Below are 21,677 nucleotides of genomic sequence, written 5' to 3' on the forward strand. Positions count from 1 at the left end.
GTATTATTGAATAGAGATTATCAGAAAAAAGCGCAAAAACGCAGGATATTGACGTTTTTTCTTATGCTTTATTGGCATCAAAAAATCAATTTGGAAATTTAGCTATGACAGACCAAGAATACCACCAGTTAATCGATGATTTGTTTATTAACTTAGAAGAGCAAGTTGATGCCTGCGAGGTCGACTTAGACTATGAATCTGCCTCGGGAATTTTAGAAATTATTTTTCCTGATAACAGTAAGATCATCCTTAATAAACAAGCGCCTTTACAGCAGTTGTGGGTAGCAACTAAGTTTAATGGTCACCATTTTGAGCGCCATGGCGATAAATGGATTGATAACCGTAGTGGCTCAGAGTTCTGGCAATTTATGAATGATGCTGCGAGCAAACAAGCGGGCGCAAGCATTATATGGGAAGCTGAATAAATGAGTTTAGACGCAGTAATTATTGAGCCACAATCAAGTCACAAAGCAACGGTAATTTGGTTGCACGGTTTAGGTGACTCAGGTGATGGTTTTGCACCTATCGTACCGGAAATTAATTTACCTGCAGAACTAGGTGTAAAATTTATTTTTCCACACGCACCAATTCAACCGGTCACCATAAACGGTGGTATGGCGATGCGTTCATGGTATGACATTAAATCTCTTGATCTAGATAAACGCGCCGATGAACAAGGTGTGCAACAATCTGCTGCGGCAGTACAACAATTAATTGATGCTGAAATAGACAATGGTATTGCGCCTAGCAATATTATTTTGGCGGGTTTTTCGCAAGGTGGCGTTGTTTCATTGTATTTAGCACCTCGCTTACCATATCAGTTGGCGGGTGTTATGGCGCTTTCTACCTATATGTGTGAGCCTGCTAAACTTAAACTCGAAAATCAGCAAGCAAGCTTAAATGTATTTATGGCGCACGGCAGTTTTGACGACGTGGTACCAACAGGCGCAGGAAAAGCAGCATATCAAACATTACTTGAATTGGGTTATGACGTTAGTTGGCAGGACTACCCAATGGCACACCAAGTGTGTTTAGAGGAAATTAAGGCGATCCGTACTTGGTTGGTTTCGCGCTTAAACTAGGAAGGAATAGTGGCACAAAAGATAAAAATTACGGCGACATTGGCAAATAAGCAAAACCAATCCCCGCAAAATGTACAACCGAGCGAAGTTGAGTATCAATGGCGCTGGGCGCGTGTTTTTGCGGCGTTGTTGTTGGTGGTAGTCGTATTAGTTTTGGCAACTATGTACTTATTTCCAAATACGAAAAATCCAAAAGAAACGAGTCAATCATTAACAAAAGCTAGTGTGCAACAAGGCAGCTCAACTGTTGTGAAAACGATAACATCGGCTGTAAATAATGCTAAAAATACCACAAAAGAAACCGAAAAGGTTGGTTTAAGCCAGTCTTCAACAGCTGAATTACCAATTGTGAAAGCTTCTGTAACTCAACCTGCGATTGAACAGCGAGTCGAGCTAGAGCCTAGCAATACTAAAGATGTTGATAACAGCGAAGCGGTTGTTAGTGAAAGCGTGACAAATAATAGTCTGTCAAACACAGCTGAAAATAGCGAAGAGTTATTAGAGCAGGCTGTGAGCGTCGATATTGAACAGCAAGCAAACGAAAACAGTACTGCCGACTTAGCAGACATTGCTCTTGGCGCAAAAATAAATACCCAAAGTGTAACGCGAGCATTGTTATCGCGTGATATTAAAGCGCGAGAGCCAGTTGATATTATTGGTGAACGAATCGCAAGGGCGAGCTTTACCAAAAAATTGTACTTCTTTACTGAAGTAAACGGCTTAAAAGGTAAAGTGGTGCGCCACAAGTGGTATTTTCAAGATCAACTGCAAGCGGATGTTGAACTTTCAATATTTGCAGAGCGATACCGTACCTATTCATCAAAAAATATAGCGGCACTGCAATTAGGCGAGTGGCGTGTAGAATTAATTGCCGACGGAAAAACGTTGGCGAGCAAGCAATTTAAAGTAACTGACCAGTAGCGAGTCAGTGTAGGAAAATTATGTCTCAAGATAATCCAATTATTCGTATTGCAACGCGCAAAAGCGCATTGGCACTTTGGCAAGCAGAGTTTGTAAAAGCTGAACTGGAAAAGCACCATGCTAATTTAACGGTTGAGCTTGTGCCTATGTCGACTCAAGGCGATAAAATTTTAGACACACCACTGGCGAAAATCGGTGGTAAAGGCCTATTTGTTAAAGAGCTTGAAGTCGCTATGATGGAAGGTCGCGCAGATATTGCCGTTCACTCGATGAAAGACGTTCCGGTTGAATTCCCTGATGGACTAGAGCTGCACACAATTTGTGAACGTGAAGATCCGCGAGATGCATTTGTATCAAACAACTTCAAGTCGTTGGCTGATTTGCCTCAAGGTGCAATTGTTGGTACATCGAGCCTACGTCGTCAGTGTCAGTTAAAAGCAGCGCGTCCTGATCTCGAAATTAGAGATTTACGCGGTAACGTAAATACGCGTTTAGCAAAACTAGATGCCGGTGAATACGATGCAATTATTCTAGCCGCTGCAGGTCTTATTCGTTTAGAAATGCCAGAACGCATTGCTGATTTTATTGCGGCGGAAGACTCATTACCTGCAAACGGTCAAGGTGCAGTAGGCATTGAGTGTCGTAGCGATGACGAAACAACTAAAGCGTTACTTGCGCCACTTGAGCATACAGAAACGCGCTATCGTGTACTAGCAGAGCGCGCAATGAACCGTAAGTTACAAGGTGGTTGCCAAGTTCCGATTGGTGCATTTGCAACTGTTGAAGGTGAAACACTGACACTACGCGGTTTAGTAGGTGCGTTAGATGGCTCGGTAATTTTGCAGCATACACTGGCAGGTAATGTAGCAAATGCAGAACAAATCGGCGAGCAAGTAGCTGATAACTTATTATCGCAAGGTGCTGATAAAATTCTTGCAGAAGTTTACGGTAACTAACAAGGAGTGCATGTGACACATATCTTACTCACACGGCCAGAGGAAAAGAGCCAACAATTAGCTGAGCGCCTATCAAATATGGCGATTAAAAGCACCATTCAACCATTACTGGCGCTTGAAGCAATTGCAGTGAGTGAACAGCAACTTGCTATGCTTGAAAGCGCCGATATTGTGCTTTTTGTGTCACAAGATGCCGCACGTTTTTTACATGCGTTAAAACCTGAATTAGCCAAACACAGCCACTGTTTAGCTGTTGGTAAAAGTACCGCTGAAACGGTAACCGAATTGTTTAACAAACCGTGTGCTAGCCCGCTGGTTGAAACCAGTGAAGGTTTGCTTGCCATGCCAGAGCTCAATAACGTGGCAAGTAAACAAATTGTATTGGTAAAAGGTAAAGGTGGGCGCAATAAGCTAGCGCAAGAATTAAAAGCGCGCGAAGCGATTTTTCAGCCGCTAGCTGTTTACCAGCGTTTGGCGAATGCTAATTTAAATGACGCAATGGCAGCTAAGTGGCAAGCGAATGGTATAGATGCCGTTGTCTTAACGAGCAATGCAAGTATCGATAGCTTTTTGGCAATAGCGACAAACAAAACCTGGTTATCACAGCTAACCGTTTACTTGGTGAGTGAGCGCTGCGTTAACTACTTGCAAGAAAAAGCCAATGTAAAACATATTATTAATTGCCAAGGTGCTGATAATGATAGCATTATCAATGCCATCGCAGGTCAACATAAACATCAACAGAGTCACGCTATGGAACAAGAAAAAGACATAACGGCAAAGAGTACGATTAGCGAAAAGCCAACAAGTAAGGCGCAAACTACGAACAATAGCGCTTCAAAACCAGCCGTGGCTAAGCAATCAGGTTCAGGCAAGGCAATTGCTGTTGTTGCGTTGTTGGTATCACTTACTGCGGTTGGTGGATTAGGGTATGGCTATACCTTATTTCAACAACAGAAAAATTTTCTCGTTAAGTTAAATAACGAAAACAACACGCTCGCGGAACAGATTGCCCAAGTTAATACACAGGCGCTGGCATTAAAAAATCAAAATCAACAATTGCAAAGTGCGTTATCGGCTCAGGTATCCGAGGCAGAGCTTGCGCTTAATGAAAAAATTGCCCAGCAGTTACATGCTGCTAACCAACAGACACCAGAGCTAAATCGTGAAGAAGTGAAAAGCCTTTACCGCATGGCCGAATTTAAGGCGCTGGTGCAAAATGATTACCTAGGCGCCGCTGCAATGCTGGCACGTTTAGATATACTGCTTGAAAATTTCCCAGGTACTCAGCAAGCTAGAGCGGCACTACATCAAGATATTCAAGCACTACAAGCGGTACAAACGGCTGATGTTGAAAGTTTATATTTAAAGCTGTCTGGGTTAATCGCCAATCTTGATGAGCTACCGCTTAATATGGTGGTGCTACCGGAAGAAACTGATAAAGTTGATCAGCAGGCGCTTTCAAATAATGTGGATGATTGGCAGTCAAACTTAAAACGCAGTTGGGACTTGCTGGTGGATGACTTTATTAAAGTACGCAAACGCACAGCGCCGATAGAGCCGTTATTAAGCCAAGAAGAGCAAGCGTTGATCCGACATCAATTACGTTTTTATATGGCACAAGCACAAACTGCGCTTACAAAGCAGCAGCCAGCTATTTTCTCTACAGCACTGCAACAAGCACAAAACGTAGTTAAAAATTATTATGATGTGCAAGCTGCGAATGTAAAATACCTTAATAATCAATTGAGTGAATTACATGCTAGGCCTCTTGTGTTCACACCAGAGATTACCTTTAACTCTGCAGCTGCAATTAAGGAGCTACTATGAGCAAGGCAATTATCACGGTTGTTATTGCATTAGTTGTACTTGCGCTCGCGCCAGTGGCTATCGGTGAAAAAGGTTATGTGTTAATTGCTTTTAACGACTACACCATTGAAGGCACAATCACCGCATTTGTAATTGCAATTATTTTGCTAGCGGCGTTTAGTTTTGTGATTTATAAATTGCTGCGTTATGTCTTATCACTGTATGGTATTACTCGTTTTAAATGGGCATCGCGCGCCGATAAACGCAAGTTGAGTAATTTAAAAACGGGCGTTTGGCAGTTTATAAACCGTGATTTTACTGGCGCACAGCAAAGTCTTGCAAAAGCCCATGTACCAGCAGGTTGGGAAAGCATTGCACAAGCCATTTCAGCACGAGCCGCGTTAGAAAGTGGTAATAAAGCGGATGCGCGACTACATCTTGAAAAAGTTGCGCAGCAAGACGCATCAAATATTGCGCAAATGCTGGTGGAAAGTGAGCAAGCAGAGCTTGCCAAAGAAAGCATGGAGCAAATAACTAAGAACAAAAAAGCGACTAACTTAGAGCTGGCTAATTTTGCCGAGTACTTAGTAGCCCAACAAGACTGGTCAACGCTTAATGAGCAGCTAAGTCGTTTTGAGAAAAAACATGCGCTTAGTGATGAGCAGTGGCAACAGTTATTTGAACGTTATTTTGCAGCGTTAGACTTAAATGCATTAAACAGTGCTTACGGTAATTTACGGAAAAAACTCAAAGAAAAAGCAGAGTTTCATTACCTGACTAATCTTGCCTCATTTTCCCCAGAGCAAACCGATAAGTGTTTATTAAAACTAGCGAAGGGTGATAAATACCGCGAGGTGTGGCAAATCCTCAGTAAGTGCAACAATACTAAATTATTTGACACACAAAAGTTTATCCAAAGCCGATTAAAGAAAATACCGGAAGATGAGACACTATTGCTAACGCTGGCTTACATCGCTAAAGCGCAAGGTGATTTTGAGCTTGCCTGCAAGGTATTTAACAAAGTGTTGAGCAGAGAAAACGCAAACAAGCATTGGCGTGTTGCGGCTGAGTGTTTTAATCAAACAGGGCAACTTGATAAAGCAATTTCGCTCTATCAAATCTATGCTTAATACCAATTCAGTTAAGTATGTGATCAGGGATAGCGCTGGATAAATGAAATGGTAACAAGGCGGAATTTTTCTTATGTAGTTGTTCTACATTGATAAATTCTAACGCAGTTAGCATGATATTTAGCCCGCTAGGATGATTAGCTACTTAAGTGAATTGGTATAACGTGGCTAAAAACTAAGGTTATGATTAAAAAGCGCCGATTGGCGCTTTTTTTATATTTGTATTTTTACCCAAGCGAGGACCTATGTCCTAAGCAATCCTTGCTTTTATAGCTAAACTACGTAGAATCCGCGCAATTTTAAATTTTTAAGGGTCAAGCCATGATCGATTCAACTCTTCCACTTCTTGATTTACACCGTCACCTTGATGGAAATGTTCGTTCAGAAACCATTTTAGATCTTGGCCTAAAATTTAATATGGATTTGCCAGCAAGTGATGTTGAGTCGCTGCGCCCACATGTGCAAGTAATTGAAAATGAGCCCGATTTACTTGGCTTTTTACAAAAACTGGATTGGGGCGTAAAAGTGCTTGGCGATTTAGATGCATGCCGCCGCATTGCCTATGAAAATATGTTTGATGCTAAAGGGCAGGGACTTGATTATGTTGAGCTGCGTTTTAGCCCATTTTATATGGCGCAAACCCACAGCCTGAATATTGCAGACGTAGTTGCTGCAGTAATTGACGGCGTAAAAGCGGGTAGCCGCGAGACGGGCGTTCAAGCAAAGTTGATTGGTATTTTATCGCGCACCTTTGGTGTGGATGCATGCCAAGCAGAACTTGATGGCTTACTGGCGCACAAAAATGAGCTTACAGCACTCGATTTAGCGGGTGACGAGCTTGGCTTCCCAGGTAACTTATTTGAAGGCCACTTTAAACAAGCGCGTGATGCCGGTTTACAAATCACCACTCATGCAGGTGAAGCAGCAGGCAGCGAAAGCATTTGGCATGCAATTAAAGAACTTGGCGCAACACGTATTGGCCACGGTGTTAAAGCAATTGAAGACGCCGCACTGATGGATTACCTACGCGATCATCAAATTGGTGTGGAATCGTGTTTAACCAGTAATATTCAAACGAGTACCGTTGCATCAATGGCAACGCACCCACTTAAACAATTTTTAGCACACGGTATTTTAGCTACCATTAATACTGATGACCCAAGTGTAAGCAATATTGAAATTCGCCATGAATTTGAGGTGGCAGCGCCACAAGCGGGCTTAACACAGGCAGAAATCAAGGAAGCACAAAAGAATGCATTACAAATTGCGTTTTTAAGTGATAGCGAGCGTAAAGTGTTGATGGGGAAATAGGCGTAATTTCGCTGATATTTTCAGTAGTATTTGATTTCGTCGCATTGATGGTAACAGTAAAAAGGAGCTAAGAAGCTCCTTTTTTGTTTATTAAAGCTAACACATCCCTGTAAATATCCATCGTATTGTACCTCCCTGTTAATATCACACGCCATCCATGGCGCACTCTTGTTCATTTTTGTTACACGACAAAAATGAACCACAAATTTATCTGGAATAAATTTGAACAGCGAAGCTGGCCCAAAGAGCGAAATACAGGGATGTATTTCGTAAAAAGCGCCACAAAATCAAACTGATTCTTCAAACATAATTTAAATGTGAACATAAACGCTATGAATCGGCATCCATGCCTCAGCATAGCTTGCTCGACCGCTTCGCTCCCTGTCTCGCATTATCAATTCAAACCTGATGCTCGGGTTTGATAAAAGCGGAAATTAGCTTTAGCAATAACCGTTACAATATATAAAGAATGTCTTGTTCAACCATTTATTGTTGATAGTAATCACCTAATTGCAAAGCCATTGGCTAGCTTATTTGTTTATTTTACTTTTATTCTTTAATTGAAAAGGTTAGTGTAGCTATTTGAATTTAATGAATTAAATCTTAAGGGTGGAATTGCAAAGACTTGTTCGCCCATAAAAATTAAAAGGAATTAAGATGAAGTATAAATGGCATATTATCGGCTTGCTAAGTATAAATTTACTGATGGGATGTTTAAATGCACAGCCTTACAAGAGTGAGCCACAATTGGTTGAAGCAAAGGATGTATTACTAACCGAAGTGGTTAAAGATAAGAACTTTTTGGCTTGTTTAACAGAACACGAGTTTAAGAGAACCTTTGATGTAACTAGGCTAGAATGCCCTAACAAAGGAATAAAATCGGTTGAAGGCATAACTAACTTTAAAAACCTTGTTTGGTTAAACATCAGTAGCCCGGAGTTCGAGTCTGACTCTAATGATCCCGATGCAATCTCATTTATGCGTCCAGCGAAAGGTGAGCCTAATAAGATTTTAAGTATTGACCTTCGAAATAACCGAGAGCTTAGTTACTTAAACTTAAATGGCAACCAAATCAGTCAGCTTAATCTTAGTCAAAATTTGAAATTAACAGATTTGAATGCGACAGGTAATAAACTAACTAATATCGAACTTGAGAAAAACATAGAGCTTTACTCGGTTAATTTATCTGGTAATAAAATTTCGAAAGCGGATTTAACACCATCCATTGTAAATCTTGACTTATCTAATAATAAACTAAAAAGCCTAGACCTTAGTCAGAGTAGTTATTTAAGAGGTTTAAATATAGACTCTAACCATTTTACTTCGCTAGACCTAAGTAAAAACACAAAGCTTAGTGCCCTTACTGCTAGCAATAACCGCTTTAAGTCTATCGACCTATCCAATAATAAGTTTATGAAATACTTAGAATTACAAGGTAATCAGCTGTCACAAATCCAGATAGACCATATTCCGGTTCTCGATTTTGTTGATTTAAGCAATAATCGACTAAGCAGTATTAGCATTAATAAAAGCGATCACCCTGATATTTACCTGAGGAACCTCTTCTTAAGCAATAATTTATTTAAAAATATTGATGTAACGAGATATCTTGGGTTGGAAGAACTTTATTTGGATGGTAACCAAATTAATAGTATCGATTTGCGGCAAAATAGTGCTTTAATAAATCTTAATTTATTAGATAACCCTATTAATAGTGTTGATGTTAGTACAAACACTAAACTTGAATACTTCTACCGCGAACGAAGTATTAAATGTAAAGGCTTACCCTGCAACTTAGCATTCGAAGAATAGTGCACTTAAGTGCTTAAACTCAACGACATGATTGATGAAACTAATATCTCAGGGCAAATGCAACCCTTATAACCTTTGCTACTGTAGCGTTAATGTGGTTACAGTTTTGCTTTTGAATAGATCATGTTAAGTATGCTGCTTTTATGGATTGAGCTATTTGCTCATTAAGGATTGATGAATGATTTTTATACGCACTATTTTCACTTTTATTTTAGTAATCTCTATTTCTGGCTGTGTTGGTGCTGGAATTATGTATTCTCATGATAAAGAAGAAAATGTTTCTTTAACCAAATCAGAGGTAATCAAACGATTTGGAGAACCAATAAAAGTAAAATCAGCTAAAGAGAAAGAAGTTTGGTACTACGAAGTTAAAGATGAAGGCGTTAACGGTATTTTGATTGGGCTTGGTATACCTCTGCCACTCCTTATATTGGCAGATGAAAAACTTATCATTGAGTTTGAAGGCGATACCGCAACAAAATTAAAACATAAAAATTCTCAACAAGGAATTATTGGTGCATTCTGTTTTATTGAGCCAGCCATACACTCTGGTCCATCTGGGTGGGTTTGTAGTTCGGCGGCAACCTCAAGAGGCAATGTGGGATAGGGGCTGATTAACCCCGTTCATCGTCTGTTTCTCGTACTTTTATATTCTTTAAATTTCTATCAATTTAGGTTTGATAATTCATCTATAAAGCATAGTTAATAGGTGTCTTAATACCCATTAATCAAACCTGAAAACAAAATTTAAATGAATAATGCGAGACAGGGAGCGAAGCGGTCGAGCAAGCCATGTATGAGTAGGTGAATAGCGTCTTGAGACGAACGAAGTTCGGCTAGCTATGAACGCGAGAAAAGGACTTCTAGCTGGAAAGCGTACAGGGATGTTTAGCGCGTTGCTTCATGGCGTTTATGTTCACATTTAAATTTTGCTTAAGAGTTAGTTTTATTTTTGGGCGCCGAGGGATTCCAAAGGGAGGCCGGCGCAAGCCGCTCTTTGGCTGCTGTCGCCAGCGCGACAAACCAGTTTTAATTCTATAAATAAGTTGAGACTGTGCGCTTGAGTTAGATTTATTTAGTTACGATATCTATCTAGCAAAACAGCGGTGAGGTTTTTTTCACTTTTTGCAAAGGTGTGTTTCAAAAATAAAGAAGCTTCTCTTAACACTCCTTATATTTCTCCTGCACTAGCTTCACATAATGCGCTAGCGACTTACCGCCATGGGTTGTAAAAGATAGCTCCGTAAGCGAGACAGTTTGAATGCGGTCGATGCGAAATTCGCGATAGTCGTTTCGTAAGCGGCAATAGGTGATTAGCGTCCATTTGCCACCCCAATACACCATACCTAAAGGCTCTACAAGGCGGGTGGTGGTTTGTTGCTTGGCATCAGAATAATCAATGTTGACACAACGGTGTTGCTCTATGCCATTGCGTAAGGTGAGGGTGAAAGCTTGTTGTGCTTGATTGTGACTCCAACCCGATACTAAATAGGGCAGATCATCCACTTTTTGTTTTAAGCTACTTGGTAAAACGGCCTCAATTTTAGCAAGTGCAGAATGGGCTTTATCGGCAAGTACGGGATCCGTCCATTCGCTTACCATACGGCTGCCTAGCATTAAGGCTTGCAGTTCTTCGAGGGTAAACATCATCGGTGGCAGGTCACATTCTGAAATAAGGTAACCAATGCCTGCTTCGCCTTCGATAGGCACGCCCGAAGTTTGTAAATGTTGGATGTCGCGGTAAATGGTGCGCTCAGATACGTTTAGCTTATCTGCTAGCTGTTTGGCGGTTACAGCAAGGCGGCGGCCTTTAAGTAAGTTAACCAGTTGAAATAAACGCTCAGATTTATGCACCATATTTCCTTAATTGAATGCGCTCTACGAGTTAATTATGCGTCACAAGGTGTTTGTGACACTACATCGTAGTGCTCTAAAATAACACTTTCTTTTTCAATTAACTTGGCGAATTGCTGGCAAATTTCATTTTCATAAAATGCCTCTTGCACACGTTTAGCATCGTCCATGGTGGCAAAGTAAACCACATCAACATAAATATTGTCGCTTTGCTGTTTGGCTAGTGAACGGTACAGCACACCGGTTTGGTTATTGAGGAACTGCTGCAATGCGTCATTAGCAGCGACGAAGCCTGCTGCTTGGGTGGTTTCTGCTAGTTTAAAGTTTACGATTTCGATTACGTTACTCATCATTTGTCTCCTTTGAAATGATGACGTTATTTAATCAGGCTGTTGTGTCAGGGAGTGTCAGTAGCAAATGAGCTAGAAAATAAAAAAGGAGCCAAATGGCTCCTTTTAGTAAATTGCATTCGTATTATTTGATAAATGCAAAAGCATCAGCATACATGTTTTCGCGAATTGCGCCGTGATTAATAAAGTCATCACGTACAGGACCAATCATATCGAAGCGACCTGCCATATAGATTTCATAAGGCTCTAGCGAAACAATGTCTTTCATTACAGCTTTATGCACATAGCCTGTGTGACCTTGCCATGTGTCAGTTGCGTGCTCTACTACAGGAATAAAGTTGAAGTTAGCTTGGCTTGCAGCCCACTTTTCCATTTCTTCTTTGGCGTAAAGTGCTGATTCATCGCGTACACCCCAGTAGAAGAACACAGGGCGTGTTGATTTGATTTCAGCAAGGTGATCGGCCATTGATTTTACGTATGAAAAGCCTGTACCGCCCGCAAGTAACACAAGTGGTAGCTCAGATTCAGTACGTAGTTGTGAAATGCCTAAGCCCACTTCAAGTTCAGCTTGTGTATTATTAGCAAAGTGCTCTCTTAGGTGATCAAGCGCTTGCATGGCATAGCTATTTTCTTCTGATGCACCTATATGTAATTCTAATAGCTCTGTTTGGCTTGGGCGGCTTGCGATTGAGAATGCGCGCTTATCCTTTTCACCCAATACCAGTTGCAGGTAGTGACCTGCTTCAAATGACACTGGCTCACTTGGTTTTAGTTCAACTTTATAAACAAACTCTGTTAATGGAGTAATGCTTACCACGTTTGCTTTAACTAATTGCATTTTTAAACCTTTTCACGACGCAAATTTAACTGCGTTACTTTTCTAAAATGTTGAGTGAATCCCAAATTTCATCAACACGTTGTTTGACTTTATCGTCCATTACGATGGGTTCGCCCCATTCGCGGTCGGTTTCGCCAGGCCATTTGTTGGTGGCATCAAGCCCCATTTTTGATCCTAAGCCAGAAACAGGTGAGGCAAAGTCGAGATAATCAATAGGGGTATTTTCGATCATTGTGGTATCGCGGGCAGGATCCATACGCGTAGTAATTGCCCAAATCACATCGTTCCAGTCGCGCGCATTCACGTCATCATCACACACAATAACGAACTTAGTATACATGAATTGACGTAAGAATGACCAAACACCCATCATTACGCGTTTAGCATGACCTGGGTATTGTTTTTTCATGGTAACCACGGCCATACGGTAAGAACAGCCTTCAGGTGGTAAGTAGAAATCTACAATCTCAGGGAATTGCTTTTGCAAAATAGGCACAAACACTTCGTTAAGCGCCACACCCAAAATAGCCGGCTCATCAGGCGGACGGCCAGTATAGGTGCTGTGATAGATAGGATCTTTACGGTGCGTAATATGGGTTACTGTCATGACTGGGAAGTCATCAACTTCGTTATAATAACCAGTGTGGTCGCCATAAGGCCCCTCTGGTGCCATCTCGCCCTGTTCAATATAACCTTCTAATACAAACTCGGCACTGGCAGGCACTTGCAAGTCGTTCGAAATTGACTTAACCACTTCTGTTTTACTGCCACGGAGTAAACCAGCAAAAGCGTATTCGCTTAGGGTATCTGGTACAGGGGTGACTGCGCCAAGTATGGTTGCAGGGTCTGCCCCAAGCGCTACCGACACAGGATAAGGTTCACCTGGGTGTTCTTTACACCATTCTTGATAATCGAGCGCGCCGCCACGGTGTGATAACCAGCGCATAATGATTTTGTTTTTACCAAGTAATTGTTGGCGGTAAATACCTAAATTTTGGCGCTTTTTATAAGGTCCTTTCGTAACTGTTAAGCCCCAAGTAATCAGTGGCGCTGCATCGCCAGGCCAACAGTGTTGGATTGGTAGCTTAGTTAAATCAACATCATCACCTTCAAGAATTGCTTGTTGGCATGGTGCCTTTTTCACTTCTTTTGGCGGCATGTTGAGTACTTGCTTAAACACAGGTAGTTGGCTTAGCGCATCTTTAATGCCTTTTGGTGGCTCAGGCTCTTTTAAAAAGGCGAGCAGCTTACCAACTTCTCTTAGTTCTGATACATCTTCTTGCCCCATACCTAAGGCAACACGCTCAGGTGTGCCAAATAGGTTGGCAAGTACAGGAATAGAATAGCCTTTTGGATTTTCGAAAAGTAGTGCAGGGCCTTTTGCACGCAAAGTGCGGTCGGCTATTTCGGTCATCTCTAAGTAGGTATCAATTTCTTGCTTGATACGTTTTAGCTGACCTTTCTTTTCTAACAGTTCGATAAAGTCCCTGAGGTCTTTATATTTCATAGTATTGTCAGGCTTTTAATAATAAAAATTGATTGGTGATAGTATAACCTTTTGCGCAACTTACGGGCAATTGTATTACCGAATACATGGTTACAATTGTTTATACTTCTGTGGGTGCTTTTTGGTTTAGCATTAAATAGAATAGGGACACAATTATACAAAAAGGATTTTTATGAAATCTTTAATCTTTACAAGTGCTCTGCTTTTTTGTGGTTCAGCTTTTGCAGCGAATGATATCTATGTTGGATTAGATTACGCCTATAACGATTTTGAAATCGCAGATGAAACGGTGAATCCAAATGCTGTGAATTTAAAAGCAGGCTATGAGTTTTTCGACGGTATTTTTTTAGAAGGACAAGTGGCTGTTTCAAGTACGGATGATGACTTGTACCGTATGAACTTCGAGCTAGACAAGTCGTATTCTCTATTCGGTCGTTTTGAATCACCCGCATCTTATGGTTTTAGTGCTGACATTTTACTGGGCTGGAGCTGGAACGACATTGCTGTAACAGGCCCTGAAGAAACATATAACAACATTGATAGTTACAATGGTTTTGCTTGGGGCATAGGGTTGAATCAAGAAATTCCTAGCTTTGAAGAGATTAAAGTCCGCTTGGGGTATCAAGTATTGCATTCCGATTCAGACTTAAAACTAGCAAACTACACACTTGGCGTAAGCTATACATTTTAAAGGGAATTACACATGAAAAAGTTTAAATTATTACCTTTAGCGTTAGCGACCTCAGTTGTGCTTTCAGGGTGTAGCGAATCAGACGACCCAGCTGCGTTGGTTAAAGCGGTTAAATTAGAGTCGCAGCGTGCAAATGGTACTATTATCGAAAGCATCAAATTTACTGGTAGCGGTGTACGGTTACGTGCAGGGCAAACTCATCAACTAGTTGCGATGGGGACTGATTCTAAAGGTGATGTTCGAGACGTTTCAAAAGAGGTAACGTGGACGTCATCAAATACTGACGTTGCTACTATCAACTCAAGTGGTTTGGTAACTGCGGTAAAAGCATTAGCAGATAACCAAGGTTTAGTGACTTTTACAGCAACCACTATCAATGATATTGAAGCAACAACTGAGCTTTCAATTAGCGATAGTAAAGCAACCGCTTTAGATGTTGTTCTTAAAAACTCTGACGGTAATCAAGTTACCACCTGTGTTGATGCGCAACTCGCTGCGACAATTACATATCAAGATGGTTATGTAAGTGCTCCAGACACAAATTTATTAACTTGGCAGCTAGCAGGTTCTGCAACAGCTCGTGTTGATGCTAAAGGTCTACTATCTACATCAGCAGAAGACAGTGAAGAGCTGACTATTACCGCAAAGCACACTGATGGTGTAATTGGCAGCGATACGTTTGCAACATCAATAGCTCAATTAAGCGCGCTTACGATTCAACATTCAGACAAAAATATTGAAAGCTTAGCGATGGAGCTTGCTCAACGTGAGTCACTTAAACCTCAACTAACCTTATTGAATGGTGATACACATATTATTTCAAACAGTGCTATTTGGGCGGTGAGTGATAGTGCAGTTGCTGCAGTTTCAAATGAATCTGAGGTACAAGGCAATATTGTGGCACTAACATCGGGTACAACGAATGTGTTTGTAACTTGTGGTGGTCTACAGGCGCAAGTTTCTGTTGAAGTAACAGGTGATTCAACATTAAATGGCTTAAAGATTAATACCGGTGCCGAGAGCATTAGTATTAAACAAGGTGCAAAAATATCTTTGCAGGCATTTGCAGATCTTGCAGGTGTATCTGACGACTTTAACGTATCGGAGTTTGCTGGCTGGTCATTTTCTGGTACCGATTTAGTTACATCACAATTTAAGAAGTTAGGTACTAATGAAGCGTATTTAGAAGTGAGTGCATCAAGCTCGAAAACGGGCTCGTTTACCTTGATTTCTAGCTATCGTGGAAAATCAGAAACAATTGATATCACAGTTGTTAAATAAGCTAATCTTTTAGTTAATCAGTTCTTTGCTGGTTAATCTGAGATATGTTTTTTACGCACTCAAAGTTAATTGAGTGCGTAAAATTACTAAAATAAATCTATTTCACCTGCCTCGCTAGGCGCTTCAGCGTTCTCTCGCCGCAATTTAGTTCGCGTACTGGTATTCCACTCTTTATCATTAAAATCAAACAGCTCGAGTTTTTCTCGTAAGCTGGTGGCTAAGTTAAGTAAATCATCACTGGTAACCGATTGGATTTTAGAGTTTGAAAGTGCATCAGTATTTAATTCTATCATGGCATAAACCGATGATTGTGCATCGTCTGACGCGGATCTTTGTTGTTTTACCTGTTGCTGTATTTGTTCAGATAACGAGTGAATCTCATTCATGGCGTGATCTATTTGGTCTATTTCTAAGTTTGCCTGCTGCGATAAATTGACTGTTTGCTGAGTCTCTTCATGTGCTTTCATCATTAACTGATGTACTAAGTCAGTGCCAGATTGAATGCGACTTACCATGGCACTAACTTCTTTGGTCGATTCGCTGGTGCGTGCGGCAAGGTTACGCACTTCATCGGCTACTACTGCAAAACCTCGGCCTTGTTCGCCGGCGCGAGCTGCTTCTATGGCGGCATTAAGAGCAAGTAAATTGGTTTGTTCGGCAATGGAGTTGATAACTTCAATAATCGACGTAATCTGGTCGCTGTCTTTTTTTAGTTGTTCAAGTTGCTCGCCGGTTTTTTCAATCTTAGTGGCTAGCGATGATAGGCTTTGCTGGCTGAGATCTGCATCGGACCGTGTTTGCTTTACGGAGTTGTTGGCGTTTGTTACCGCTTGGTAAATTAAAACCAAATTGTCATCTAATTGGGCGGATACTTCTACCATAGCGGCCATTGATTGCCCGAGTGTTTCGCCATGGCTATGCTGCATTGTTGCCTTTTGCATCATCGAGCTATAGGTATCTTTTAGCTCATTTGCCATTGGATATAACCGTGCAGATGATGCATATACCTCTGTAATTAGATGGTCCATTACTTCAAGCCAGTTATCAATATAGGTGCATTCATCGGCGTAGTCTGTATTGTCATTATTTTGAAAGCGAAATTTGATGTTTACTTTCGTTGGGTTAGCAACTGCTTGAGAGAAGGATGTTAGAATACTTGCGTCGGCTTTTTTGTTTTTTTGGCTGTATCCAAATATACCAATAATGACCAGCGACATAATACTTTGCAGTACTAAGTATAGGGTAGAGGCATCAACTAAAAACAGGATTAATAGCGAGCACAGTGCAAAAATTATTATGCTTGGAAAGAGTAGTTTATGTATTTGCATAAATCTGAAATTTAACTCTAAGTGTATAATAGTTATAGAACAGATTTTGTATTGGGCAAATAAAAACGCCAGCTAACTGCTGGCGTTTTTTAAATTATGATGCAATTACTTTCGTTTCATTGAATCGAAGAATTCGTCATTAGTCTTACACATCGCAAGTTTATCAATTAAGAATTCCATTGCGTCGATCTCTGACATTTCGTGTACGATCTTACGAAGAATCCACATTTTCTGAAGTTCGTCAGCTTTCGTCAGTAGCTCTTCACGACGAGTACCTGAACGGTTGAAGTCGATTGCTGGGAATACACGTTTTTCCGCAATCTTACGGTTAAGGTGTAATTCCATATTACCAGTACCTTTAAACTCTTCGTAGATAACTTCATCCATCTTAGAGCCAGTATCGATAAGTGCTGTCGCAATAATCGTTAAGCTACCGCCTTGCTCCACATTACGTGCTGCACCGAAGAAACGCTTAGGCTTATGCAGTGCATTGGCATCAACACCACCAGTAAGTACTTTACCTGATGAAGGGATTACGGTGTTGTAGGCACGCGCTAAACGCGTAATTGAATCAAGCAGAATAACCACGTCTTTTTTGTGCTCTACTAGGCGTTTTGCTTTTTCAATTACCATTTCGGCAACTTGTACGTGACGGCTTGCTGGTTCGTCGAATGTTGAAGCAACTACTTCACCTTTTACAAGGCGTTGCATTTCGGTAACTTCTTCAGGACGTTCATCGATTAGTAAAACGATAAGCTCACACTCAGGGTGGTTTGAGCTAATAGACTGCGCGATGTTTTGTAGCAACATTGTTTTACCCGCTTTTGGCGGAGCTACTAATAGGCCACGTTGTCCTTTACCAATTGGCGCTGCTAAATCGATTACACGGGTTGTGATATCTTCAGTACTGCCATTACCACGTTCCATACGTAAACGGTCGTTCGCGTGAAGTGGTGTTAAGTTTTCGAAAAGGATCTTAGTACGAGAGTTTTCTGGCTTGTCGAAGTTTACTTCATTAACTTTAAGTAGTGCGAAATAACGTTCACCATCTTTTGGCGGACGAATTAATCCATTAATTGTGTCACCAGTACGTAAACTAAAGCGTCTGATTTGGCTAGGTGATACATAGATATCATCTGGTCCAGCTAAATAAGAGGCTTCGAAAGAACGAAGGAAGCCAAATCCATCTTGAAGTATTTCTAATACGCCACCGCCATAGATGTTTTCGCCGCTCTTTGCGTGAGCTTTTAAAATGGCAAAAATAATGTCTTGTTTTCTTAAGCGGCCTACATTTTCAAGTCCCATGGACTCAGCTAGTTTTACAAGTTCGTTAATCGACTTATTTTTAAGTTCGCGTAAATGCATATTGGTGGGTTCTTTAATGTTTTATTCTCAAGGTTTTTGAGTGGAAGTAATAATGAATAATTACTTAGGATAAATATGATGTAGAAAATAGCAGCTCTTGTTAAAAGCGTCCAGTCTTTATAAAAAATAATCAGTGCAAAAATGAAAAAAGGCTGGTTAAACCAGCCTTTTTCTTATGCGTTCTCCTCTAAAAACTCAACTAGTTGAGTTTTAGATAGTGCACCAACTTTAGTTGCAGCAACTTGACCGTCTTTGAACAGTAGTAATGTAGGAATACCACGAATACCAAACTTTGGCGGCGTGCCAGAGTTTTGGTCAATGTTTAATTTACCGATCGTTACACGACCAGCAAATTCTTCTGCTACTTCATCAAGAATTGGCGCGATCATTTTACAAGGACCACACCACTCAGCCCAAAAATCAACTAGTACAGGGCCGCTAGCATTAACTACATCAGACTCAAAGCTATCGTCTGTTAGTTGGATAATTTTATCGCTCATTGGGTTCTCCGATAATTTTCGCGAATTTATTTATAGCGTATTTAAACACTATTGTTTCTTATTGCAAGTTTAAGCGTTATGCTTATTCGCTATGAATAAGACACATTTAACCGAAACAAAGTTTGCCGACTTTGATATTGCGCCGGAAGTGGTTGCCGGACTTACTCGCAAAGGCTTTGAACTTTGTACGCCAATTCAGGCAAAAAGTTTACCTTATGCACTACAAAAACGAGATATTGCAGGGCAAGCTCAAACTGGTACAGGTAAAACCATTGCGTTTTTAGCTGCGACTTGTCACCACTTATTGGTCAATAGTAAAGGGGCAAGTAAACACCCAAGAGCGCTTATTATGGCGCCTACTCGGGAGTTAGCGTTACAGATTTATAACGATGCAAAAATCTTTGCACCCGACTGTAAACTTAACCTTGGCATTGTATATGGTGGCGAGGAATATGAAAAACAACAGGCACAGTTAGAAAAAGGTGTAGATATTTTAATTGGCACAACAGGCCGATTGATCGATCTATATAAGCAGGGCAATTACAGCCTAAACGATATCGAAGTTGTAGTACTTGATGAAGCTGACCGTATGTTCGACTTAGGTTTCATTAAAGATATTCGCTATTTACTGCGTCGTATGCCTGAAGCGACAGAGCGTTTAAATTTACTGTTCTCAGCTACACTATCATATCGTGTACAAGAATTAGCTTTTGAGCATATGACCAATCCGATTCATGTGCAAGTTGAGCCTGAGCAAAAAACTAATCAGCGCATTCAAGAAGAGCTTTTCCACACATCTCAAGACGATAAAATTCCACTTCTTCTTACATTAATAGAAGAAGAGTGGCCGGATAAAGCGATTGTATTTGCTAATACAAAACACATGTGTGAAAACGTATATCAGTGGATGAAAGCAGACGGGCACCGTGTAGGTTTACTTACGGGCGACGTTAATCAGAAAAAACGCATTTCAATTTTAAAGCAGTTTACTGATGGTCACCTAGACTTTTTAGTTGCGACCGATGTTGCCGCGCGAGGGTTACATATTGATGCAGTAAGTCATGTGTTTAACTTTGACTTACCAGATGATTGTGAAGATTATGTTCACCGTATCGGTCGAACTGGTCGCGCAGGTGCATATGGTCATGCCATTAGCTTTGCTTGTGAGCAATACGCATACAACCTTCAGCCAATTGAAGAGTATATTGACCATGCGATCCCATTATCACATTATGACAAAACAGCATTGTTAGACGACATTCCAAAGCCGCGTTATAACCGTGCAAAGCGTCCAAACCAAAATAACCGACGCTCAAATAAACCAGCTCCAAGAAGAGCTCATAGTTAGTAGTTTTTTGAGGTATCAATGCTAACCGTTGATAAAGCAAATGATCAGAACTGTTATGCCGTTATAGATTTAGGCTCTAACAGTTTTCATATGTTAATAGCCAAAGCCGTAGCAGGCGACTTGCAAACAATTGGACGTGTTAAACGAAAGGTAAGATTAGCGGCAGGGCTGGATGAAAATAGCCAGTTAAGCATTGAAGCTATGCAAAGAGGGTGGGAATGTCTTTCCCTTTTTGCTGAGCGACTTCAAGATATCCCGAAAAATAATATTACGATTGTTGCTACAGCTACATTACGTTTAGCGGCAAATGCACAGCAATTTGTCGAAAAAGCGGAGCTAATTCTCGGTCATCCAATTCGCGTAATCAGTGGTGAAGAAGAGGCTAAGACAATCTATAAAGGGGTTGCGCACACTTCATCCACATTAGGTAAACAACTGGTTATTGATATCGGTGGTGCCAGTACAGAAGTGGTGATTGGTGATGGCTTCGATCCACTTTTATATAAAAGCCTAAATATGGGTTGTGTTACCTATCTTGAAAAGTACTTCGAAAATGGCTTGTTAACGCATGATAACTTCGAAGCCGCAACAAATGCAGCGAAAGAAGTTATTGCACCTGTAATTGCGGAGTATAAACAACTTGGTTGGTTAAGTGTGTCGGGGGCATCTGGTACGGTCCAAGCTATTCAGGAAATTATGATTGCACAAAGGCAAGATGATTTACTGACGCTTGATAAACTGAATGCCATTAAACACCAAGCTGTTTTATACAAATCGATCGATAAACTTGATCTCCCTGGATTAATGCAAGAACGAAAACTTGTATTTGCATCGGGCCTTTCAATTTTAATCGCATTATTTGAAAGTTTAGATATTGAAGTAATGGGACTTGCTGGTGGTGCATTAAGGGAGGGAGTTTTGTACTCCATGATCCCAGAGCTACATAATAGCGATATTAGAGAACGTACGGTTCAAAGTTTTATTAGTCGCTATCATATTGATGCAACACAATCACAACGTGTCGCAGACGTCGCACTTTTATTCGCAAACCAAGTAAAAGGTGATTGGCAGTTGAATGATGAAGACTTATCGATTCTGGAAGCTGCCGCAAAGTTACACGAAACAGGTTTATTAATTGGTTATAAAAAGTATGGTCAACATGGCGCATACATAATGACGAATACTGATATGCCAGGTTTTACCAAAGCACAGAAAAACCGCGTTGTTTTTTTAGTTAAGTATCACAAAGAAGATATCGACAAGTTAAACTTTGAATTATTAGGCTGCTTTTCGGATGTGACATCAAAGTTGCTCCACATATTACGTCTATCCGTTATATTAAGTATGCGCCGAAAAGACGACGTACTACCTGAATTAAAGTTAGTTACATCAAATAATGATTTATCAATTGTTATTCCACATATATGGTTTAGCCAGCACCCACTAATGCAAGCCGAACTCGAAGCCGAGTGCGAGTATGCGCGCAAAGGTGGTCAAACTTTACACATAGCGGTTAGCTAAAGCGTAAAAAGATGGCGTTTTTGTTAATAAAACGCCGCATTTGTTCGCTAAATGAGCGAACTCGCCAAATTTG

20 protein-coding genes are annotated in these 21,677 nt (G+C 40.7%); 13 read left to right on the forward strand and 7 right to left on the reverse strand.

Features of this window, described 5'->3' with window-relative positions; translation table 11 throughout:
- Positions 1–104 precede the first annotated feature (104 nt).
- The 9 genes from cyaY to L1068_RS21020 all read left to right on the forward strand — a co-directional run bounded on the left by cyaY (position 105) and on the right by L1068_RS21020 (position 9,628).
- Positions 105–425, forward strand: coding sequence for an iron donor protein CyaY (cyaY, locus tag L1068_RS20980; protein ID WP_237131828.1), 321 nt, complete (start codon positions 105–107; stop codon positions 423–425).
- Positions 426–1,082, forward strand: a complete 657-nt coding sequence (locus L1068_RS20985) for an alpha/beta hydrolase (RefSeq protein WP_237131829.1) — start codon at positions 426–428, stop codon at positions 1,080–1,082.
- A 9-nt stretch (positions 1,083–1,091) separates the two neighbouring features.
- Positions 1,092–2,003 carry a DUF2914 domain-containing protein gene (locus L1068_RS20990; RefSeq protein ID WP_237131830.1) on the forward strand — a complete coding sequence of 304 codons (912 nt, stop codon included), beginning with the start codon at positions 1,092–1,094 and terminating at the stop codon, positions 2,001–2,003.
- A 20-nt stretch (positions 2,004–2,023) separates the two neighbouring features.
- On the forward strand, positions 2,024–2,959 hold the full coding sequence (hemC, locus tag L1068_RS20995) for a hydroxymethylbilane synthase (RefSeq protein ID WP_010562322.1): 936 nt from the start codon (positions 2,024–2,026) through the stop codon (positions 2,957–2,959).
- Between the two features lie 12 nt (positions 2,960–2,971).
- A complete protein-coding gene (locus L1068_RS22195) occupies positions 2,972–4,789 on the forward strand; it encodes a uroporphyrinogen-III C-methyltransferase (RefSeq protein WP_237131831.1) in 1,818 nt (605 codons plus the stop codon).
- The gene (locus tag L1068_RS21005) at positions 4,786–5,898 is read left to right on the forward strand and encodes a heme biosynthesis HemY N-terminal domain-containing protein (RefSeq protein ID WP_237131832.1); all 1,113 of its coding nucleotides are present in this window, start codon (positions 4,786–4,788) and stop codon (positions 5,896–5,898) included. The genes L1068_RS22195 and L1068_RS21005 overlap by 4 nt, the downstream gene beginning before the upstream one ends.
- A 321-nt stretch (positions 5,899–6,219) precedes the next feature.
- Positions 6,220–7,209 (forward strand): adenosine deaminase, encoded by a 990-nt coding sequence (gene add, locus L1068_RS21010; protein WP_237131833.1) that lies wholly within the window; start codon positions 6,220–6,222, stop codon positions 7,207–7,209.
- A gap of 657 nt (positions 7,210–7,866) precedes the next feature.
- Positions 7,867–9,021: a hypothetical protein gene (locus tag L1068_RS21015; RefSeq protein WP_237131834.1), complete on the forward strand. Its 1,155-nt coding sequence runs from the start codon at positions 7,867–7,869 to the stop codon at positions 9,019–9,021.
- 178 nt (positions 9,022–9,199) lie between these two features.
- Positions 9,200–9,628, forward strand: coding sequence for a hypothetical protein (locus tag L1068_RS21020; protein WP_237131835.1), 429 nt, complete (start codon positions 9,200–9,202; stop codon positions 9,626–9,628).
- A gap of 554 nt (positions 9,629–10,182) precedes the next feature.
- On the opposite strand, the gene L1068_RS21025 is transcribed toward L1068_RS21020, so the two are convergent.
- From L1068_RS21025 to ubiD, 4 genes are all read right to left on the reverse strand, one after another.
- Positions 10,183–10,878, reverse strand: a complete 696-nt coding sequence (locus L1068_RS21025; protein WP_237131836.1) for a YafY family protein — start codon at positions 10,876–10,878, stop codon at positions 10,183–10,185.
- Positions 10,879–10,910: 32 nt separating this feature from the next.
- Positions 10,911–11,225, reverse strand: coding sequence for a hypothetical protein (locus L1068_RS21030; RefSeq protein ID WP_237131837.1), 315 nt, complete (start codon positions 11,223–11,225; stop codon positions 10,911–10,913).
- A 124-nt stretch (positions 11,226–11,349) separates the two neighbouring features.
- Positions 11,350–12,063 (reverse strand): NAD(P)H-flavin reductase, encoded by a 714-nt coding sequence (gene fre, locus L1068_RS21035; RefSeq protein WP_237131838.1) that lies wholly within the window; start codon positions 12,061–12,063, stop codon positions 11,350–11,352.
- A 34-nt stretch (positions 12,064–12,097) separates the two neighbouring features.
- Positions 12,098–13,570, reverse strand: coding sequence for a 4-hydroxy-3-polyprenylbenzoate decarboxylase (ubiD, locus tag L1068_RS21040; RefSeq protein WP_237131839.1), 1,473 nt, complete (start codon positions 13,568–13,570; stop codon positions 12,098–12,100).
- Positions 13,571–13,742: 172 nt separating this feature from the next.
- On the opposite strand from ubiD, the gene L1068_RS21045 reads away from it, so the two are divergent.
- Together L1068_RS21045 and L1068_RS21050 are read left to right on the forward strand one after the other, a co-directional pair.
- The gene (locus L1068_RS21045; RefSeq protein WP_100914064.1) at positions 13,743–14,261 is read left to right on the forward strand and encodes an outer membrane beta-barrel protein; all 519 of its coding nucleotides are present in this window, start codon (positions 13,743–13,745) and stop codon (positions 14,259–14,261) included.
- Positions 14,262–14,273: 12 nt separating this feature from the next.
- Entirely contained in the window at positions 14,274–15,542 is a 1,269-nt protein-coding gene (locus L1068_RS21050; protein WP_237131840.1) for an Ig-like domain-containing protein, read from the forward strand.
- Positions 15,543–15,628: 86 nt separating this feature from the next.
- Here the strand turns inward: L1068_RS21050 and L1068_RS21055 are convergent, their stop codons facing one another.
- From L1068_RS21055 to trxA, 3 genes are all read right to left on the reverse strand, one after another.
- Positions 15,629–16,870, reverse strand: coding sequence for a methyl-accepting chemotaxis protein (locus L1068_RS21055; protein ID WP_237131841.1), 1,242 nt, complete (start codon positions 16,868–16,870; stop codon positions 15,629–15,631).
- Positions 16,871–16,975: 105 nt separating this feature from the next.
- Positions 16,976–18,235 (reverse strand): transcription termination factor Rho, encoded by a 1,260-nt coding sequence (rho, locus tag L1068_RS21060; protein WP_010562309.1) that lies wholly within the window; start codon positions 18,233–18,235, stop codon positions 16,976–16,978.
- 173 nt (positions 18,236–18,408) lie between these two features.
- The gene (gene trxA, locus L1068_RS21065) at positions 18,409–18,735 is read right to left on the reverse strand and encodes a thioredoxin TrxA (RefSeq protein ID WP_010562308.1); all 327 of its coding nucleotides are present in this window, start codon (positions 18,733–18,735) and stop codon (positions 18,409–18,411) included.
- A gap of 91 nt (positions 18,736–18,826) precedes the next feature.
- On the opposite strand from trxA, the gene rhlB reads away from it, so the two are divergent.
- Together rhlB and gppA are read left to right on the forward strand one after the other, a co-directional pair.
- Positions 18,827–20,083 (forward strand): ATP-dependent RNA helicase RhlB, encoded by a 1,257-nt coding sequence (gene rhlB / locus L1068_RS21070; protein ID WP_237131842.1) that lies wholly within the window; start codon positions 18,827–18,829, stop codon positions 20,081–20,083.
- Positions 20,084–20,101: 18 nt separating this feature from the next.
- Positions 20,102–21,604 (forward strand): guanosine-5'-triphosphate,3'-diphosphate diphosphatase, encoded by a 1,503-nt coding sequence (gene gppA / locus L1068_RS21075; protein ID WP_237131843.1) that lies wholly within the window; start codon positions 20,102–20,104, stop codon positions 21,602–21,604.
- The last annotated feature ends 73 nt before the right edge of the window (positions 21,605–21,677 follow it).

The organism is Pseudoalteromonas sp. MMG024 (assembly GCF_021654175.1).
In the GTDB taxonomy this organism is placed as follows: Bacteria; Pseudomonadota; Gammaproteobacteria; order Enterobacterales; family Alteromonadaceae; genus Pseudoalteromonas.

Bases quoted from the DNA above. Each gene is read 5' to 3' on its own strand.
- cyaY (WP_237131828.1), top strand. From the start codon at position 105: ATGACAGACCAAGAATACCACCAGTTAATCGATGATTTGTTTATTAAC.
- L1068_RS20985 (WP_237131829.1), top strand. From the start codon at position 426: ATGAGTTTAGACGCAGTAATTATTGAGCCACAATCAAGTCACAAAGCA.
- hemC (WP_010562322.1), top strand. From the start codon at position 2,024: ATGTCTCAAGATAATCCAATTATTCGTATTGCAACGCGCAAAAGCGCA.
- L1068_RS21005 (WP_237131832.1), top strand. From the start codon at position 4,786: ATGAGCAAGGCAATTATCACGGTTGTTATTGCATTAGTTGTACTTGCG.
- add (WP_237131833.1), top strand. From the start codon at position 6,220: ATGATCGATTCAACTCTTCCACTTCTTGATTTACACCGTCACCTTGAT.
- L1068_RS21015 (WP_237131834.1), top strand. From the start codon at position 7,867: ATGAAGTATAAATGGCATATTATCGGCTTGCTAAGTATAAATTTACTG.
- L1068_RS21020 (WP_237131835.1), top strand. From the start codon at position 9,200: ATGATTTTTATACGCACTATTTTCACTTTTATTTTAGTAATCTCTATT.
- L1068_RS21025 (WP_237131836.1), bottom strand. From the start codon at position 10,878: ATGGTGCATAAATCTGAGCGTTTATTTCAACTGGTTAACTTACTTAAA.
- L1068_RS21030 (WP_237131837.1), bottom strand. From the start codon at position 11,225: ATGAGTAACGTAATCGAAATCGTAAACTTTAAACTAGCAGAAACCACC.
- fre (WP_237131838.1), bottom strand. From the start codon at position 12,063: ATGCAATTAGTTAAAGCAAACGTGGTAAGCATTACTCCATTAACAGAG.
- ubiD (WP_237131839.1), bottom strand. From the start codon at position 13,570: ATGAAATATAAAGACCTCAGGGACTTTATCGAACTGTTAGAAAAGAAA.
- L1068_RS21045 (WP_100914064.1), top strand. From the start codon at position 13,743: ATGAAATCTTTAATCTTTACAAGTGCTCTGCTTTTTTGTGGTTCAGCT.
- L1068_RS21050 (WP_237131840.1), top strand. From the start codon at position 14,274: ATGAAAAAGTTTAAATTATTACCTTTAGCGTTAGCGACCTCAGTTGTG.
- L1068_RS21055 (WP_237131841.1), bottom strand. From the start codon at position 16,870: ATGCAAATACATAAACTACTCTTTCCAAGCATAATAATTTTTGCACTG.
- rho (WP_010562309.1), bottom strand. From the start codon at position 18,235: ATGCATTTACGCGAACTTAAAAATAAGTCGATTAACGAACTTGTAAAA.
- trxA (WP_010562308.1), bottom strand. From the start codon at position 18,735: ATGAGCGATAAAATTATCCAACTAACAGACGATAGCTTTGAGTCTGAT.
- rhlB (WP_237131842.1), top strand. From the start codon at position 18,827: ATGAATAAGACACATTTAACCGAAACAAAGTTTGCCGACTTTGATATT.
- gppA (WP_237131843.1), top strand. From the start codon at position 20,102: ATGCTAACCGTTGATAAAGCAAATGATCAGAACTGTTATGCCGTTATA.